Below are 17,912 nucleotides of genomic sequence, written 5' to 3'. Positions count from 1 at the left end.
ATAGACATAAAAGACCTCCTCTTAACTGTATTTTAATTCTAACTTCATTCGAATTAATAGTCCAGCTTTTGGAGGGGGCCTATGAGTCCTTCATTATAAATTCTACATTCTCAATTCTAAATTAGTTTACGCATTCTAAATTCTCAATTTTAAATTAAATGTAATGAAATGAAGGAGTTGTTTATGGTGAAAGTTGTAGCGAAGCCTATTGAGGTGGTAAGTTGGACAGATTCTCTAGGTAACATTCATCCTATTAGATTTAGGTATATAGAGAAGGATGAAAGTTATAGAATCATAAAAATTGATAGGGTGGCTCACAAAGAATTAGAGAAGCTTTGTGGAAATCATATGCTAGTATATAGATGCTATAGCACTATAAATGGACAGCAAAAGACCTTTGAAATTAAATATGAACTAGGAAGCTGCAAGTGGATACTGTTTAAGATATAGAAATTCCTTTAAGTTAAAGATTGTCTAGCCTTTTGACTTGTCATGAGAATATTGTTAAAATACTCATGGATAGTATTTATTGGAAACAGTTAGGTAAATCATTCACCTTTGTGAGTGAGATAAAGAACTTAAAGGAGACTCGCAGGATGAAAAAATTCTTTAACAACTTTTTAAGGCATGCACTAATTATATTTTTAATTATGATTATAGTGGGTAATATTGGAAGAATATATTATCCTTTTAACTTTGCAAAGTTTAAGTACTTAACTTTTGTTGTAATTCTTTTATTAATTTTATTTATATATCTGTATAAAAGATACAAGAAGGGAAATCTTATATTTTGGCGTAAACTCTTAGAAGGTATCAATCTTCCTAGGGTAATTATTATAGCCTTTATTTTAAGGATATTATGGATAATACTTATCCCTACTATACCTCAGTCTGATTTTGCCCTTATGTATGAATATGCTGAAATAGCTTCTCAGGGAATATATCATGGATTTAAAGGGACAAGCTACTTTGCAAGGTTTGCCCATGACATCATAACAGTACTTTACTTTTCATTATTTTATAGGTTTACCTCTAATCCTCTTTGGTGGATTAAATTTTTCAACGTAATATTTTCTACAGTATCTGTATACTTAATATATTTGCTTATAAAGGAATTGTATAATGAAAAAACAGCCTGCATAGGAGCATTGCTTTTGGCACTTTATCCACCCTATATAATGTATACCTCTGAGACAATGTCAGAAAACATGGCTATACCATTTTATATATTAAGTATATATATTTTTATTAAGAGTTTAAAATTAGAAAAAAATCATTGGCTGCTTTTATTATGTGGTGCGTGTTTAAGCATAGGAAACATGTTTAGAATGGTAGGCATAGTAGTATTAGTGGCTTATGGAATGTATTCATTCATATATAAAGGCTTTATTAAAGGAATTAAAAATATTTCCTTAATATTAATTGCTTTCATTATACCTATTTATGTTGCAAGCTCTTGGCTTATGCAGGGAGATGTTATTGAAAATCATCTATGGCAGTCCAAGGAATCTTACATGACTTCTATACTTAAAGGAACTAATATTAAATATTACGGCATGTGGAATCCTGAGGATGCTCAACTTCCTATAGATTACAACTATGACAGTGAAAAGATAGAAGCTGCCTCTAAAGCTATAATAAAAGAAAGATTTAAAAATACTCCCCCTTTGGAAATAGGGAAGTTTTATATAACAAAGCTTATGCTTCAGTGGATTACAGGAGACTTCTTTTCAGTACTTTGGACTGTGGAAAATGCAAGTCCTACAGTTATTACCAACTTTCTTACAGCCAATATAAGCCTGCTTCAATTAGCATGTTCCATTTATTTTATTATGGTACTTATACTTTCACTTAAAGAAATACGATTAAATGATTTTCCAGAAGAAATTAATTTTTTCTACATATTATTAGGTGGATTTATAATTCTTTATTTAATTACAGAGGTTCAGGGCCGCTATAGCTTTATAATAGGCTGGATATTTATAATTTTCGCAGTCCAAGCCTTAAGGAGGAACTCACCATGGCTTCATTCATAAAGTTTGCACTAGTAGGATGCCTTAATACAGGAATAACCATAGGTACCTACTCTCTACTTACATACTTAAATATAAATTATATTATAGCAAATGTCATAGGATATTCCTTGGGCACTCTTAACAGCTATATTTGGAATAAAAATTGGGTATTCAAATCTAAACAGGAACATAAAAAAGTCCTGTTTAAATTCATAACAGTAAATCTTTTAACTTTGGGATTTAATACATTATTTCTTTATTTATTAGTGGACAAGTTTCATGGTTCTAAGTTTATATCTCAGCTTTTGGTAACTGCAGTGGGGCTTGTTATAAACTTTAGTTTAAATAAGATTTGGACATTTAAGGAGGAAAATTCAAATGGATAACTTTTTACTTTCTGTAGTAGTACCAATGTATTATGAAGAATCTGTGGCAGAAGAATGCTACAAACGACTAAAAAAGGTAATGGATGATAATAATTTTAACTATGAACTTATATTTGTTAACGATGGCAGTAAGGATAGAACTTATGAAATATTAAAAAATATAGCTCTTTCAGATAAAAATGCTAAAATCATAAACTTTTCAAGAAATTTTGGTCATCAGATAGCTGTTACCGCTGGGGTAGAAGCAGCTTCTGGAGATGCTTTGGTAATAATAGATGCAGATTTACAAGATCCCCCTGAGCTTATAACGGATATGGTTAAGCTTTGGAAAGAAGGCTATGAAGTGGTTTATGCCAAAAGGAAACAACGTAAAGGAGAAACTTTTTTCAAGCTTACCACTGCTAAATATTTCTATAAGTTCCTTGCTCACATGTCTGAAATTACTATTCCTAAAGATACAGGGGACTTTAGGCTTATTGATAGAAAAGTAGCAAATGCTTTTCTTTCCATGCCTGAGAAAAATAGATTCATAAGAGGGATGGTATCTTGGGTAGGCTTCAATCAAACTTATGTAGAGTATGAAAGAGATGAACGTTTTGCAGGAGAGACCAAATATCCCCTAAAGAAGATGATAAAGTTTGCCAAGGATGGCATCATCAGCTTTTCAACAAAACCTCTTAAAATAATCACTACCATAGGTTTTGTTTCAGTAATACTATCTCTTGCTATACTTATATATTCCTTAATAAGCAAAGTTTTTGAAAAAGATATAGCAAGAGGCTGGACCTCCATTATGTGCGCCTTAACTTTCTTTGGTGGGGTACAGATGCTTTCTCTTGGAGTTATAGGGGAATATATAGCTAGAATTTATGATGAAAGCAAAGGAAGACCTCTTTATATAATAAAAGATAAGGTGAATTTTCATTAATTATTAAAAGCATTGACTATGAGAGGGTTATCCAATCATAGCCAATGCTTTTTTAAGTTTAAATATCATTAATTAAAACTTTAATTTATAGTTCTTAAAGTTCTTGTTCTACATTTTTTTAGTTTAAATGTTATTTAGTAAAATCTTAACCTCTAAGGGCTTTAACTTTAACCTTAGCACTCCAAAGTTATTTTCTATTACTTCTTCTGTAGCAATTAGGTTTTTATAATATTGAACATTTTTATTTCCATGAAGTTCAAAAAAAATATCCTGGGAAGCTCTATTTATCATTACTAAAGCAGTGGTATTCTCAAGACTTCTCTCAAAACATAGCACATCCTTATGCACGTCATAGAATTTAAACTCTCCTTTTTGAAATACCTCATGGTTAGTTCTTAAAGAAGTCATGGCCTTATACCAATTAAATACTTCTTTATTTTCTCTCCCCCAAGGGTAAGCTTTTCTGTTTTTAGGATCCGCTCCTCCTTGAAGACCTGCTTCATCACCATAATATATAAGGGGTACTCCTGGGAAGGTCATTTGAAATGCTATTGCTAATTTTAATAATGCCTCTCCTTCCTCCTTATGTTCTTTCCCCTTTTGAAGTGCTGTAAGCAGCCTCTCAGTATCATGGGTTCCCAGAGTGTTCATAGATGAATAAAAAGCTTCTCTTGGGTAGTTTTCATAAAGGCTCATAAGTTTTCTTATTATATTGTGAGCATCTATATCCCCTTTTAAAAAGCCCAGTACTGAATCTCTAAAGGGATAATTGGTTACAGAGTCAAGCTCATCTCCAAAAAAGTATTCTCTCTTTACATCGTAGGCTACTTTATTGGAGGCATCTTCCCAAACCTCTCCAATAAGCACAGAATCTTCTTTGACTTCCTTCATCTTTTTCTTTAAGGCCTTAATAAATTCATCTGGAAGCTCATCTGCCACATCTAAGCGCCAGCCTGAAGCCCCTAAGCTCATCCACTTGCTTATAACGGAATCTTCATCATTAATTATGAAGTTCATATAGTCTGGATTTAATTCATCCACATTAGGTTGATTTACAAACCCCCACCAACAATCATAGTCATTGGGGTGATTACGAAATTTATACCAGTTATAGTAAGGAGATTCCTTGGACTCATAAGCACCAAGTTCTGAGTAATTGCCATACCTATTAAAATATATACTGTCTGAACCAGTATGACTGAACACTCCGTCTAAAACCACGCGGATATTAAGCTCTAAAGCTTTGCTGCATAATTCTTTGAACTTTTCATCATTGCCAAACATAGGGTCTATGCTTTTATAATCCGCCGCATCATACTTATGGCTGCTGGGAGATTCAAATATAGGATTTAAATATATGGTGGTAACCCCTAAGGATTTTATTAAAGGAAGCTTGTTTATAACCCCTTGCAAGTTTCCTCCAAAAAACTCCCATCGTTCTATGTCTCCGCTGGAATTTCTTATATACATGGGTTCATCGTACCAATCTCCATATATAAAACTATTCTTTTTAGGATTATCTATATGTCCATCCTCATTGCCATTACAAAATCTATCTACAAAGATCTGATAAATTATCCCTTCCTTATACCAGCTAGGGACTTTAAAATCCTTGTACACAGTAATCTGAAAGGGCTTAGGATCATATTTTTGCAGGCAGCCTTTTCCTCCTAAGCCTTCTGCATTGTTGCCATAATATAGAGTTTCTCCATATCTTTTTATGGTAAAAAAGTAATTTAACAATCCTGTATCCTGTGTCTTTATAACTGCACTATAGGTATGATTGTCCTGACCCTCTTCCTCTGTTTTTCTCTCCATGGGTATGCTTTCACAAAAGCCTTTAAAATGTATAAGCTCTAAAAATACCCCTTCACAGTTCTCTACTTCTATATTAATGGTAACTTCGGTGCCTAATGTCACAGCACCAAAGGGACTTCTAAAATTCAAACTATGGGAATCATGTAAAATATAAAAGTTATCCATGTTCATTCTCCTAATTACAGGTTCTTATAAAGGAACTCAGAGCCCCAGATACCTGTGGCATATTCTTGGATGGTTCTGTCGCTGGAGAATATTCCTGAATGAGCTATATTCACTGCGGCCATCTTCTGCCAGTGGTGTTTGTCTCTATAGGCTTTATCTAATCTATCTTGAGCTTTTAGGTAAGAGTCAAAATCTTTTAACACAAAGAATTCATCATTATAGGTTAAAAGGTGTTCATATATGGTTTTAAACTTTTCTCTGTCTGGAGAATAGTATCCATTTATAAGGTCATTGGTTATCCTTCTTAGCCTTGGGTCATTGTTGCACACTTCCCATGCATTATATCCACCATGCTTATAGTAGTCTAAAATCTCTCGTTCATTCAAACCGAATATAAATATATTGTCGTCTCCTACCTCATCCCTTATTTCAACGTTAGCTCCATCTAAGGTAGCCATGGTAAGACCTCCGTTCATCATAAACTTCATGTTAGAAGTTCCTGAGGCTTCTTTTGTGGTGGTGGATATTTGCTCACTGACATCTGCTGCAGGCACTATGTGTTCTGCCAAGGATACCTTGTAATTTTCCATAAATACCACCTTCAGCTTATTTTGTACTCTAGGGTCTGTATTTATCTTTTCTGCTATGGCATTTATAAGTTCAATGGTCTTTTTGGCAAGGAAATATCCTGGTGCAGCCTTACCTGCAAATATAAAGGTTCTAGGTACAATATCTAAATTAGGATTTTCTATAATCTCATTATAAAGATCCATTATCCTAAGGGCGTTAAGAGTCTGTCTCTTATAAGCATGTATCCTTTTAACCTGAACATCAAATATAGAATCAGGATCTATTATTATCCCTTGATTACTTCTAATGATTTCTGCCAGGTTAACCTTATTATTTCTCTTTATGTCATGAAGCTTTTCCTGTACAGATTTATTATTGGAAAACCTTTCAAAGGCCTCCATATCCATAGGATGCTTAATAAAGCTTGGTCCTATAGTTTCTTTCAATAGGTTGGTAAGCTCTGGATTTGCTTTTAAAAGCCATCTTCTATGGGTAATACCATTAGTTTTATTATTAAATTTTCTTGGGTAGTAATAATAAAAATCTGACATTTCTTGCTTTTTCAAAATTTCAGTATGAAGCTTTGCCACTCCGTTGACACTATGGCTTCCCGCTATGGCAAGATGAGCCATTTTAACATATCCATCTGCTATTATAGCCATCCTGTGAATCTTATCCCACTGTCCTGTATACTTGTTCCAAAGGTTTTGACAAAATCTTGAGTTTATTTCTTCCACTATCATATAAATCCTTGGGAGCAGCTTTCTAAACATATCTACAGGCCACTTTTCCAGCGCTTCTGATAATATGGTGTGATTGGTATAAGCGCAGATATTTTTAGTTATCCTCCAAGCATCTTCCCAGGCAAAGCCTTCATCATCCATTAATATCCTCATAAGCTCTGGTATAATCAAGGTAGGATGAGTATCATTTATATGAATAGCTACTTTTTCATCTAACCCTTTTAAATTTCCTCCGTTGCTTTTGTAATGTCTTATGATGCTTTGTAACCCTGCAGAAACGAAGAAATATTGCTGCTTAAGCCTTAGCATCTTCCCTTCATAAAAGCTGTCTTCAGGATAAAGTACTTGAGATATGGCTTCTACGGAATTTTTATACTCAATAGCCTTTAAAAAGTCACCTCTAGAAAAAGAGGAAAAATCGAACTCGTTGGACACTGGTTCTGCACTCCAAAGTCTCAAGGTGTTCACCACATCATTTTCATAGCCCACTACGGGAGTATCATATGGTATAGCTAGTACCGGCTCATAATTAATGTGGGTAAAGGCTAGTCTTCCATTTATATCTTCCACTTTAACCTCTCCACCAAATCTAACTATTTCAGCCTTATCAGCTTTTCTTATCTCCCACACGTTACCACTTCTAAGCCAGTTATCTGGAGCTTCTATCTGAGAGCCATCTATTATCTTCTGTTCAAAGAATCCGTATTTGTATCTTATACCACAGCCGTTACCGGGTATGCCTAAAGATGCCATGGAATCTAGGAAACAAGCTGCCAGCCTTCCCAGCCCCCCGTTACCTAGTCCTTGATCCTGTTCCAGCTCCTCTAAGCTATCTAAGCTTATATTTAACTCTGCTAATGCTTCTTTGCACATGTCCCTAATACCTAAATTTAAAAGGGTATTGCCGAGAAGCCTTCCAAGAAGGAACTCCATAGAAAAATAATAAACCTGTTTTTCATTGTTTTCATTATAACTTTTAGTAGTACTTAGCCACATTCCTGCTACATAGTCTCTTACAAGGACTCCTAAGGTTTCATATTTACTCTGCTCTGAAGCAAAAGCAAGCTCTGTACCATGCATTTCAAGAAACTTTTTTTCATAGTCCTTCTTAAAGGTTTCTTTATTTATTTTCAGCATCAGATTTACCTCCTACATTAATCTCTAGTTTAAGTCATCTCCAAAAAATAACTAATCAGTCTACTCGTCTATTTTGCGTAATACTGCGTCCACAGAACCCACTAATAGCCCAACTATTAATGGAACCTGTGTCCTCGTCTTACGCAAAATATACTTCGCATCTTTGACTATTTATTTTTTTACGATGACTAATTTGTTAACTCTTCATATAACTTTTTGTAGATCTCTGCAGACTTTTCCCAGCTGTTATCTGAATTCATGGCGCTTTTCACAAGGCTTTCCCATATATTTTTATCTTTGTAGTAATTTAATGCCATGTTAAGAACTGTTTCCAGCTCATAGGCATTGTAATTGTCAAAACTAAAACCATTGCCTTCTCCAGTATATTGATTATAAGGAACTACAGTATCTTTAAGCCCACCGGTTTCCCTTACCACAGGTATGGTTCCATATCTAAGAGCTATAAGCTGACCTAAGCCGCAAGGCTCAAAAAGTGAAGGCATAAGGAAAATATCTGAAGCTGCATATATTCTATGAGCCATGGTATTATCAAATTTTATAATGGCAGATACCTTATCTGGATATCTGCTTTGAAGATTCTTAAAGTGCTCTTCATAACCGTAATCTCCAGTACCTAACACCGCTAGCTGTACATCTTCCTGAAGCACTCTATCTAATATGCTTACCAATAAATCCATGCCTTTTTGAGGAGTAAGCCTGGAAACTATCCCCAGCATTGGGGTCTTAGCCCTCACAGGAAGGTTTAGGTCCTTTTGTAATTTGGTTTTATTCACATTTTTATCTTTTATAGTATTTACATCATAATTTTTATAAATTAAAGTATCCTCTTTAGGGTCATAGCTGTTATAATCTATGCCATTTAATATTCCTATTAAGTCTTGTTCTCTGCTTCTTAAAAGGCCATCCATCCTCTCTCCGTAGAATGGAGTCTTTATCTCTTCTGCGTAAGTAGAACTTACTGTAGCTACTTTATGAGCATAATTTATTCCGCCCTTCATAAAGCTTACACCGCCGTAAAATTCCAGCATTCCATTTCTAAACTGCTCTTCGTCCCATCCAAAAAGCTCTCCTAATATCTTTGGATCGTAGGTTCCTTGGAACAAAAGGTTATGGATGCTGTACACGGTTTTTATATTAGAATAACAAGGACCCTTGTTATATTGCAAAGCATTAAGTACAGGGATCATGCCTGTCTGCCAATCGTTGCAGTGTATTACATCTACCTTAAAGTCTATCTCTTTAATCATTTCCATTACAGCTCTATCAAAGAATGCAAATCTTTCACCATCATCATAATATCCGTATAAGCCATCTCTACCAAAATAGTATTCATTATCTATTAGATAGTAGGTTACCTCTTCCACTTTACACTTAAATATGCCGCAGTATTGGTTTCTCCAACCAACCCATATATTGAAGCTTTTTACAAACTCTAGTTTTTGTAAATATTCCTCTTTAAGATTCTTATATTTTGGTATAACTACCCTAGCATCTACCTCTAACTTATTCAAATATTTTGGAAGAGCATATGCTACATCTCCCAGTCCTCCAGTTTTTATAAAAGGATCTGCTTCAGAAGCTGCAAAAAGTACCTTTAACATAATAACTTCCCCTCCTATTTTTTAAGCTTTAAAATAATAGTAGCCATAGGTGGAACCTTTAATTTAATATATTGCTTTTGATTATGCCAGGTTCCTTCCTGTGAAAATAAAGATTCTTCTATAATCTGTCCTGAACCTCCAAAACTTTCGCTGTCTGAGTTTAAAACTTCAATATATTCTCCTGGATAAGGTACTCCTATATTGTAGTTATAATAAACCACTGGTGTGAAATTAGATACTATAATTAGAGTATCTTCTATTTTTTCTGCCTTCCGCATAAAGGCTATTATACTTTGATTAGAATTATCTGCATCAATCCATTGAAAGCCTTCAGGATTATAATCATTTTTCCAAAGAGCTTTATTTTCAAGGTAGAATCTATTTAAGGCTTTAAAGAAGTCCTGAGTTTTTCTATGCATTTCAAACTGGTCAATAAGCTTCCACTCCAGCTCTTCGTAATACCTCCACTCTATAAACTGAGCAAAATCATTACCCATAAACAATGTCTTTTTTCCTGGATGAGTGAACATATAGGATATAAAAGCTCTAAGCCCTGCAAACTTGTTCCAATAATCTCCCCAGCACTTATCTACTAAGGACTTTTTACCATGTACAACCTCGTCATGGGATAAAGGAAGTATAAAGTTTTCCTTATGGGCATACATCATGGAAAAGGTTATTAAATTATGATGATATTTTCTATAAAGAGGGTCTAGCTCTATATATTTAAGCATGTCATTCATCCAACCCATGTTCCATTTAAAGTTAAATCCTAACCCGCCCTTATTTACAGGCATGGTCACCATAGGCCAAGAGGTAGATTCTTCCGCTATCATAAGCACATTATCAAACTCTTTAAATATAGCTGTGTTTAGCTCTTTTATAAACTCCACAGCTTCTAAGTTTTCTCTTCCACCTTCTTTGTTAGGATTCCACTGTCCCGCTTCTCTTTCATAGTCTAAATAAAGCATATTTGCCACGGCATCTACCCTTAATCCATCCACATGAAATTCTCTAAGCCAGTAAAGGGCATTGGATATTAAAAAACTTTTAACTTCTGGTCTGCCTAAATCAAAATTAGCTGCTCCCCAGCCTATGTTTTCTGCCTTTAAAGTATCTTCATATTCATAGGTAGGTGTACCATCAAATTTATAAAGCCCATGCTCATCTTTACAAAAATGTCCAGGAACCCAATCTAGTATTACACCTATATCTTCTTTATGCAGGGTGTTTATCATATCTTTAAAGTCTTCTGGAGTACCAAACCTGCTGGTAACAGAGTAGTAGCCTGTAACCTGATAACCCCAAGAGGTATCTAGAGGGTGCTCCATTATAGGCATTAACTCTACATGGGTGTATCTCATTTCCTTAGCATACTGCGCTAAGCTTTCACCTATTTCTCTATAATTTAAAAACTCACCTTGTTCATTTCTCTTCCAAGAACCTAGGTGGAGTTCGTATATATTCATAGGACTTTTATATATCTCTGTTTTATTTCTTTTATTTATCCATTTTTTGTCGCTCCATCTATATTTTTTTGGCTGTGCTACTATAGATGCAGTGTTGGGTCTAAGCTCGCATTGAACGCCGTAAGGATCTGCTTTTAGTACCAGCTTCCCTTCATTGCTTTTTACTGCATATTTATATAGTTCTTCTGGAGCTATTCCTTTTATAAATACGCTCCAAAGCCCTTGGTCATTAATTTTTTCCATGGCATACTCAGGCTTTGTCTTCCAGGAGCTAAAGTTTCCTACCACGTATACTTCTTGTGCTTTAGGAGCCCAAGTGGTAAATCTAACCCCTCTTTTTCTGTTTTCACTTTTATAATGTGCTCCCATAAAGCTGTAACTTTCATAATTATGGCCTTCATGGAATAAATATATGTCAAAGTCAGATATAATGGTACTTTCCAAGGTGTTAGAATTAACTTTTTGGGTAGTTTTTATTCTTTTCATTTCTTCAGTTTTTTGTGCAAGCGCTTTCACAGTTTTTACATTTTTATCAGTGTTATTCTTTTTATCTTTACCTTTAGTTATTGAAGTCTTCTTGGTGTTAGCCTTATCCTTGGAGGTAGTATCCTTAACACTTTTTTCTTCTGTGTTTTTTACCAGTAAATTATTAACTTCATTAATTTTAGTTTTACCCACGTGGTCGCCCCCAATCTTCAAAATAATTTAATAAGATTATATCACAAATTTGTGCAACAATTTTGACATTTTAAAAAAATCTAAGTATATGTTGCAAATTTTAATTTATTAAACATTATTATTCAATACTTCTTATATAAATATAATAATACGATATTTTATGTTTAGATTTTTTAAAAAGGTCAATAATTCTAAACATAAACCTTTATATATTATGAACGGGGTTTTATATATGAAAAGATTTGTTAAGGTACTAATATTTTTTATCACTTTTTTTGCCACTTGTTTAAATAATGCCTCTACTACGGACATATTAGAAGATTCTTCTTCAGAGCCAGTAAATTCTACTATTGACTACTCCTGGCAAAGTGAAGAGGATGAAGATCTTATTGCCCTACGTCTAGGTAATATTAAGGACATTCAAAAGCCAAGAGCAATTAAATATCTAGAAATAGATGATGAGCATATGATAAATAAATTTAAGGAAGCTCCGGGGCTTTTGAAAAATAATCTATCACAAAGTTTAGATAAAAACGGAGTGGTAGAAGCTAGCCTAGACTTAGTTTTTTCTTCAAAAAATGCTAGCTTAAGTTTTGATAACTCTATAAAAGTTTATAAATACAGAAATAAAGTTATAGCTGTGAAATTTTCTCAGCTGATCCCTTTTACTGGTGCTGAATTAAATAAATTTGATAGTTTAAGAAAAGACTATCTTCAGTATTTTCTTGAAGAAGACACTGAAGAACTCCATAATACTATTAATGACTGCATACAAAATCACCTTAATAATTATCCAAAAACAATTAATTCCTCCCAAGATTATTGTTTTATGTATGGAAATTATGGAGTACAATTATCCTTTCAAAATAATATGGAAAAAAGGGACAGCTTTTTGTTAACCATATATATTTATTTAAACCAAAAATAAGGCGATATGATCTGATATTATCAATCATATCGCCTTATTGCTTTTATTATTACTACCTTTATTTAAATTAAAACCCTTATCATTTTTCTCAAACAATCTGCTAAAAAAGCTTTTAGGATAATATTTTACAATAAATATATTAAAAATATAGGTAATCACCGCTATTATAATAAATATTCCCAGACCAAACTCCATATAAAATCCACTTTCTTTTTTAGTATACCTATATATAAGAAGCCATCCCCCTCCAGCCTCTACATTTTCTACCCCTTGAGCCTCATAAACTACTCCAAAAAAACATGTAATGGCTACTACTAAAATAAAGGTAATAATAAAAAGCTTCAGAATCCTTTTTAACTTTTTTAAATATACTTCTTTCCTCTTTAACAGTTTCATCAACGACCTCCACTGACAAGATGGCACCAGTCACTTGACAAGTGACTAACTTAAATTACTATACTTATTCTTATGTGCTGTGCCATGCCTATATGAATAAAAAACTTCATATTAAAAGCTGTCCTGAAAATCAAGACAGCTTTCTTTATATAATCAGTTAAGCAGCTATACCTTAAAGCTATTTAACTGTAAATGGGGAAGTGTTAGTGGTTACGATCTGTGCGTCTTCCTTAGCAGCAATATCTCCACCAGTGGTTAAGAGTATGTTGCTAGATAGCACCACATCCATGGCATTAGCTACCTGTGCATCCGTTAACCCTTCTTTTACATTGCCTAATCTTACGTTGACCTTTTTTCCTTGCTCATTCTTAAAAGTCATAACTAAGACCTTACTTTCCATAAATCAATTCCTCCTTCACTTTTAATTTATATTACTATTGACTGATAATTTGATAGTCAGATTCTTTAAGAACTTCAAAGTTCATGGCATCCACCAAAGCTCCTAGGGCATTACCTACAGCAAAGATATTTTCGTCAGTGGCGGTGGATTTTACTTTTGAAAATCTCTGAGTCTTAAAAACATCCTTACCCTCCTTATCTACCCCTACCTTAAACTTAAGAATCATGGCATTACCTGTTAATGTTGTGTTTACTGCCATATTTATCAACTCCTTTCACCTACTATATATGCGGTAAAAGGGATTTTTTAAAAAACTTCTAAAAAAATTATTTAAAATGTCTTGAAATTAAAAACAGGCTGATCAGCATTGCTGATACAGCCTGGTAAATAGGGGTATTAGAAACAAATAAGTTATTAAGTTTAGAATGAAAACTAGTTAATATCTATCTTTCTTCCACTTTGCTTTTCTTTGCTTACCTTAGGAAGCTTTACATTAAGCACACCATTTTCAAAGGAAGCTTGAATCTTTTCTTCATCTACATTGTCTACATAGAAACATCTTTTGAACTCTCCATAGCTTCTTTCTTGTCTTACATAGTTGTCCTTCTTATCTTCTACTAAGTTATCTCTCTTAGCAGAGATGTTTAAGTAACCCTTATTATAGTCTATATGGATATTTTCTTTGTCTACACCTGGTAAATCAGCTTCTACTACATATTCATTCTCAGTTTCTTTTAAATCCACTGAAAAGTTACTTTTAAGCAGGCTGGCAGGAGTAAAAAAGTCATCGCTGAAAAAACTGTTTACCATAGTTTCAAAAAGATCATCTCTTCTTTGCATATTACTATTTCTTCTCCAAGGAATCATTTCAAACATACACAAAACCTCCTTAATAATTTAATTTTTAATTTACGTGTTTTATTTGGTATTCCTTTTTACAATTATGATTATAGATTAAAGGTCAAAGAAAGTCAAAGTCTAAAATAATAAGAAAAAGCTACTTATAAGTAGATATGTATAGATTTCGCAAGATATTTATTTTAAATGCATATAAATCCCCCTAATTGCAATTCTCTAAACATAATATAAAAAAATTATTTTAGCTATATTTTAAAAACCATTCTGTGCATAAAATCACCGTAATTTACTACTAAAATTTTATTTTATATGCAAATATCTCACCCATAAGTATAAATATAACTAGAAAAGGTATATTAAAAATATAAAGTATAAGGAGGTTATATTTATGAATAAAAAGGTGTTAACTTTATTTATTGCTTCAGCTATAACTTTTTCTACTTCTGCCATAGCCTTAGCATCTCCAAAAGATTGTCCTGCTGACAAAAGATATAATAGTATTTCTCATAAGCTTGACAAGGTTAATCCAAATAAGAAAGAAAAGGATCAAACCTTTAAGCTAAGCAAAGCTGAAAAGGAAAAGAAGGAAGCCAAAATTACAGAAATAAACAAAAATGAAGAAGCTCTTAAAGCAAAATATGATGAGGTGCATGCATCTCGTAAAGAAATCAACAATAAGCTAGATACCTTAGTAACTGACAATAAAAAGCTAACAGAAGAGCAATACAATTCAGTAAAAAAACATCTGGAAGCTATAAAAGAGATACAAACTGGAATGAGAAGGCCTGATGACTTACATAAAAAAAATATGGAAGATAGAGAAGAAAAAGACGTGGAATCCTTAATGAAAAATTTAGATGATAAAATCTCTATGCAAAAAACCAAATTAGAAGGAATGGATAAAATGATAATAGAGCTTAATGAAATTAGAAAGATTATAGGATAAGTACCTATTAATACATGTCTCTAAGCTAAAAGTATATTTTAGCTTAGAGACATTTTTTATCAAAATATTCAGCACTAATTTAACTTCTTATATATGAATCTTTCCATAATTATATTGATATCATAATTTTTCAAGTAATTTATTATCATTTTTAGCACTATATTAGACTGTTTTAGGAGATTTGTAAATATAATTAAAATTTTATTATATAATTATAGGGAATTTAGTAAACGTTAACAAAGGGAGGTTAATTTATGAAGAAGAGAGTGTTATTAAAAAGTCTTAGCCTTTTGTTATCATCTGTTCTTATGACAGGTGTTTTGACCCTAAAGCCTAAGGCTGCAGTATTAACGGATTTTTCTAAAGATGAAATTATATCTGCTCCTATCCAGTCAATCCAAACCCTAGATGCGGTTTATGGAGTGGAAAATGGAGTTAATGTGGCTTATACCACCGTAACAGGAAGTGCTTCATCTAAAATCCCCGCAATGTTTAATGTAGTGGATTTAGACAATGAGAAACTCTTAAAAACCTTTGAACTCCAAGATGCCAGCAGCGCTTGGACTCATGTGATTACAAAAGACGGCTCTGTATACATTGGTACTACCGGCGCTAAAGCTAAACTATTCAAATACAGCCCTTCAGAAAATAAGGTTGAAGATCTTGGAGTTCCTCTAGAAGGAGATTCAACTTTCTATTCTCTTAGTACTGATGGCGAATTAGTGTTTGGAGGCGGATATTCTACAGGAGCAATTTTCTCCTATGATCCTGCAAATACAAAATTTAGAAATTACGGTAAAATTGATGACGGCACAGTTCCTGGAGATGATGGAAAATCTGAAAACTATATAAAATCTATGGTGTATCATAAAGGCAGTATATATGCTGGAACGGGTACTAACAACGGAAGAGTATGGAAGATAAATCCTGCCACCGGTGAAAAAGTACAGCTTCAAATACCCAAAGGTCTTCCAGAAAATAAAGGCAGCGAAGATAAGATGGGTATGGTTTATCATATAAATGTGGTTAGAAATTATTTATTTGCATTTTTTAATGGTCCAAGAACTGTAATGATATATGATTTAGATAAAGAACAATGGCTTAATACTGTAATACCAGAAGTTAGAGGAATGATAGGGGTTTCTGATGAAGTAAATGGACATGTATATTTTTCTTCTAGAGATACAAATATGTATAGGTTTAATCTAGATACTTTAACTCTTGATCCTAACCCTGTAAGAAGCTTTAATACCAATCTAAGAAATACAGCAGTTATTGATCTAAAGGATTCTGAATTCGGTAAAAATACCATGGTTTCTGTAAACTTCAATGGCTCCTTCTATTTATTTGATTTTGATAATAATAAATGGGGTTTAACAAAATCCGTGGTAAGCAGTCAGCCTAATAATATACAGTCTATTGAAAAAAGCGCAGATGGAAACATATATATTAGTGGTTACATGGGTAGTATAGGTGTTAAATATAATCCTTTAACTGGAGAATCTACAAATTTCACCTTAGGACAAATCGAAGGTATGGGTTCCTTGGGGAATAAACTTTATCTAGGTGAGTATCCTACTGCCCAAATTTTTGAGCTAGATACCACTCAAACTGCTCCAAAGCCAGTAAAGATCGGTCAAATCGGAGAAGGACAAGACAGGCCCTTTAAAATCACCTCTGGGGATGGAAAAGTCTTTATTGGAACCATCCCAGGTTATGCAGAATTGGGTGGAGCTTTAACCATATATAACCCTGAAAATAAAAGCTTTAAAACTATAAGAAACATCGTTCCTAATCAAAGTATTGTAGGCTTAGCCTATAAAGATGGTTTAATCTATGGTTCCACTTCTATTGCAGGCGGACTAGGTATAGACCCTAGTGAAAAGAGAGCCAAGCTATTTGTTTATGATGTAGATAATGATAAAGTACTTAAAATTCAAGATTTAGAAGTAGCAGAAAATGAAACTCTTCCTATGATCAGCGGTTTAGAATTTGGACAAGATGGCTTGCTTTGGGGAACGGCTAATGGATGGGTATTTGCTCTTGATAAAGAAACCTTAAAGGTTGTTAAGAAAAAGCAGCTTTACCCTGAAATCACTAACTATGGCAGATGGAGACCAACTTACATTAAGTTTGACAACAAAGGGTTAATGTATACCAACCCAGGTGAAAAACTTACCGCTGTAGATATTAATTCCTTAGATTCAAAATTCATAGCAAACACTGGTATCTTTACCTTAGATAATGAAGACAATTTATATTATGCTAAAGGTGTTTATTTTCACAAGGTTACCCCTAAAGCTTTAGAATTTGATGTTAGTAAAGAATTTACCCCTATTACATTAAACTTAGAGGATAAAGAATTAAATTTATATGATGAGTTTAAGAAGCAAATAGGCCTTTCTATAAATGAGGAGGATGTTTACTTTGAAGTAGTAGGCAGCGCTGTTAATCTTAAAGATAATATTTTGTCCGCAGTATCGGAAGGCGAAGCAACTATAACACCCTATCTTTCAGTAAATGGAGAATATAAAAAACTCAATGAAATAAAAGTAACAGTAAAAGAAGCTCCAAAAGATCCTGATACTCCAAAAGAAGAGCCAAAAACACCAGAAGATAATAATACTGGTAAGGATGACAAGGGAGGAAACACTTCTACCGAAACTACAAATAATAATGAAAAACTTGCTAAGACCGGATTTTCAAATAACTCAATAATCCTAATAACCTTAGGGGTAATCTTAATATCCCTAGGATGCTTTATAGCTTTAAGAAAAAAATATAAAACAATATAATATTTAAACCCTTGCTTTTAGCAAGGGTTTATTATTATCATTAGTATTAAGAAGAAAA

Annotated in this window: 15 protein-coding genes; 7 read left to right on the top strand and 8 right to left on the bottom strand. The window is 33.3% G+C overall.

Going from position 1 to position 17,912, the window contains the following annotated elements:
- The first annotated feature begins 183 nt into the window (after positions 1 to 183).
- From BUA82_RS18755 to BUA82_RS18740, 4 genes are all read left to right on the top strand, one after another.
- Positions 184 to 450, top strand: a complete 267-nt coding sequence (locus BUA82_RS18755; protein ID WP_242949006.1) for a hypothetical protein — start codon at positions 184 to 186, stop codon at positions 448 to 450.
- A 146-nt stretch (positions 451 to 596) separates the two neighbouring features.
- Complete coding sequence (locus tag BUA82_RS18750; RefSeq protein WP_073012181.1) at positions 597 to 2,036, top strand: ArnT family glycosyltransferase; 1,440 nt, start codon at positions 597 to 599, stop codon at positions 2,034 to 2,036.
- Positions 2,021 to 2,401 (top strand): GtrA family protein, encoded by a 381-nt coding sequence (locus BUA82_RS18745; protein ID WP_073012178.1) that lies wholly within the window; start codon positions 2,021 to 2,023, stop codon positions 2,399 to 2,401. Before BUA82_RS18750 ends, BUA82_RS18745 begins: the two co-directional genes overlap by 16 nt.
- Positions 2,394 to 3,329 carry a glycosyltransferase family 2 protein gene (locus BUA82_RS18740; RefSeq protein ID WP_073012175.1) on the top strand — a complete coding sequence of 312 codons (936 nt, stop codon included), beginning with the start codon at positions 2,394 to 2,396 and terminating at the stop codon, positions 3,327 to 3,329. The genes BUA82_RS18745 and BUA82_RS18740 overlap by 8 nt, the downstream gene beginning before the upstream one ends.
- A 123-nt stretch (positions 3,330 to 3,452) precedes the next feature.
- On the opposite strand, the gene BUA82_RS18735 is transcribed toward BUA82_RS18740, so the two are convergent.
- The 4 genes from BUA82_RS18735 to glgB all read right to left on the bottom strand — a co-directional run bounded on the left by BUA82_RS18735 (position 3,453) and on the right by glgB (position 11,339).
- On the bottom strand, positions 3,453 to 5,312 hold the full coding sequence (locus tag BUA82_RS18735) for a glycoside hydrolase family 13 protein (protein WP_073012172.1): 1,860 nt from the start codon (positions 5,310 to 5,312) through the stop codon (positions 3,453 to 3,455).
- 14 nt (positions 5,313 to 5,326) lie between these two features.
- Positions 5,327 to 7,762, bottom strand: a complete 2,436-nt coding sequence (locus BUA82_RS18730) for a glycogen/starch/alpha-glucan phosphorylase (RefSeq protein ID WP_073012169.1) — start codon at positions 7,760 to 7,762, stop codon at positions 5,327 to 5,329.
- Between the two features lie 188 nt (positions 7,763 to 7,950).
- Positions 7,951 to 9,384 carry a glycogen synthase GlgA gene (gene glgA / locus BUA82_RS18725; protein WP_073012166.1) on the bottom strand — a complete coding sequence of 478 codons (1,434 nt, stop codon included), beginning with the start codon at positions 9,382 to 9,384 and terminating at the stop codon, positions 7,951 to 7,953.
- A gap of 14 nt (positions 9,385 to 9,398) precedes the next feature.
- Positions 9,399 to 11,339: a 1,4-alpha-glucan branching protein GlgB gene (glgB, locus tag BUA82_RS18720; protein WP_083600029.1), complete on the bottom strand. Its 1,941-nt coding sequence runs from the start codon at positions 11,337 to 11,339 to the stop codon at positions 9,399 to 9,401.
- A gap of 424 nt (positions 11,340 to 11,763) precedes the next feature.
- Here glgB and BUA82_RS18715 point away from each other — a divergent pair, with 424 nt between their 5' ends.
- The gene (locus BUA82_RS18715) at positions 11,764 to 12,459 is read left to right on the top strand and encodes a hypothetical protein (RefSeq protein ID WP_073012163.1); all 696 of its coding nucleotides are present in this window, start codon (positions 11,764 to 11,766) and stop codon (positions 12,457 to 12,459) included.
- Between the two features lie 24 nt (positions 12,460 to 12,483).
- Here the strand turns inward: BUA82_RS18715 and BUA82_RS18710 are convergent, their stop codons facing one another.
- The 4 genes from BUA82_RS18710 to hsp18 form a co-directional block, all read right to left on the bottom strand.
- Entirely contained in the window at positions 12,484 to 12,855 is a 372-nt protein-coding gene (locus BUA82_RS18710) for a hypothetical protein (RefSeq protein WP_073012160.1), read from the bottom strand.
- 178 nt (positions 12,856 to 13,033) lie between these two features.
- The gene (locus tag BUA82_RS18705) at positions 13,034 to 13,255 is read right to left on the bottom strand and encodes a DUF2922 domain-containing protein (protein WP_073012157.1); all 222 of its coding nucleotides are present in this window, start codon (positions 13,253 to 13,255) and stop codon (positions 13,034 to 13,036) included.
- Positions 13,256 to 13,289: 34 nt separating this feature from the next.
- A complete protein-coding gene (locus tag BUA82_RS18700; protein ID WP_073012154.1) occupies positions 13,290 to 13,514 on the bottom strand; it encodes a DUF1659 domain-containing protein in 225 nt (74 codons plus the stop codon).
- Positions 13,515 to 13,687: 173 nt separating this feature from the next.
- Positions 13,688 to 14,131 (bottom strand): heat shock protein Hsp18, encoded by a 444-nt coding sequence (hsp18, locus tag BUA82_RS18695; protein ID WP_073012151.1) that lies wholly within the window; start codon positions 14,129 to 14,131, stop codon positions 13,688 to 13,690.
- A 370-nt stretch (positions 14,132 to 14,501) separates the two neighbouring features.
- Here hsp18 and BUA82_RS18690 point away from each other — a divergent pair, with 370 nt between their 5' ends.
- Both BUA82_RS18690 and BUA82_RS18685 read left to right on the top strand, forming a co-directional pair.
- Positions 14,502 to 15,059 carry a hypothetical protein gene (locus tag BUA82_RS18690; protein ID WP_073012148.1) on the top strand — a complete coding sequence of 186 codons (558 nt, stop codon included), beginning with the start codon at positions 14,502 to 14,504 and terminating at the stop codon, positions 15,057 to 15,059.
- Positions 15,060 to 15,313: 254 nt separating this feature from the next.
- Positions 15,314 to 17,854, top strand: coding sequence for an LPXTG cell wall anchor domain-containing protein (locus BUA82_RS18685; protein ID WP_073012144.1), 2,541 nt, complete (start codon positions 15,314 to 15,316; stop codon positions 17,852 to 17,854).
- Positions 17,855 to 17,912: the final 58 nt, after the last annotated feature.

This window comes from Clostridium amylolyticum (assembly GCF_900142075.1).
Lineage (GTDB): Bacteria > Bacillota > Clostridia > Clostridiales > Clostridiaceae > Clostridium_AA > Clostridium_AA amylolyticum.
The sequence above is the reverse complement of the archived record's forward strand: the minus strand, read 5'-3'. Positions and strand labels throughout refer to the sequence as shown.

Bases quoted from the DNA above. Each gene is read 5' to 3' on its own strand.
- hsp18 (WP_073012151.1), bottom strand. From the start codon at position 14,131: ATGTTTGAAATGATTCCTTGGAGAAGAAATAGTAATATGCAAAGAAGA.
- BUA82_RS18735 (WP_073012172.1), bottom strand. From the start codon at position 5,312: ATGGATAACTTTTATATTTTACATGATTCCCATAGTTTGAATTTTAGA.
- BUA82_RS18745 (WP_073012178.1), top strand. From the start codon at position 2,021: ATGGCTTCATTCATAAAGTTTGCACTAGTAGGATGCCTTAATACAGGA.
- BUA82_RS18685 (WP_073012144.1), top strand. From the start codon at position 15,314: ATGAAGAAGAGAGTGTTATTAAAAAGTCTTAGCCTTTTGTTATCATCT.
- BUA82_RS18690 (WP_073012148.1), top strand. From the start codon at position 14,502: ATGAATAAAAAGGTGTTAACTTTATTTATTGCTTCAGCTATAACTTTT.
- glgB (WP_083600029.1), bottom strand. From the start codon at position 11,339: ATGAAAAGAATAAAAACTACCCAAAAAGTTAATTCTAACACCTTGGAA.
- BUA82_RS18715 (WP_073012163.1), top strand. From the start codon at position 11,764: ATGAAAAGATTTGTTAAGGTACTAATATTTTTTATCACTTTTTTTGCC.
- BUA82_RS18740 (WP_073012175.1), top strand. From the start codon at position 2,394: ATGGATAACTTTTTACTTTCTGTAGTAGTACCAATGTATTATGAAGAA.
- BUA82_RS18710 (WP_073012160.1), bottom strand. From the start codon at position 12,855: ATGAAACTGTTAAAGAGGAAAGAAGTATATTTAAAAAAGTTAAAAAGG.
- BUA82_RS18750 (WP_073012181.1), top strand. From the start codon at position 597: ATGAAAAAATTCTTTAACAACTTTTTAAGGCATGCACTAATTATATTT.
- BUA82_RS18700 (WP_073012154.1), bottom strand. From the start codon at position 13,514: ATGGCAGTAAACACAACATTAACAGGTAATGCCATGATTCTTAAGTTT.
- glgA (WP_073012166.1), bottom strand. From the start codon at position 9,384: ATGTTAAAGGTACTTTTTGCAGCTTCTGAAGCAGATCCTTTTATAAAA.
- BUA82_RS18730 (WP_073012169.1), bottom strand. From the start codon at position 7,762: ATGCTGAAAATAAATAAAGAAACCTTTAAGAAGGACTATGAAAAAAAG.
- BUA82_RS18705 (WP_073012157.1), bottom strand. From the start codon at position 13,255: ATGGAAAGTAAGGTCTTAGTTATGACTTTTAAGAATGAGCAAGGAAAA.
- BUA82_RS18755 (WP_242949006.1), top strand. From the start codon at position 184: ATGGTGAAAGTTGTAGCGAAGCCTATTGAGGTGGTAAGTTGGACAGAT.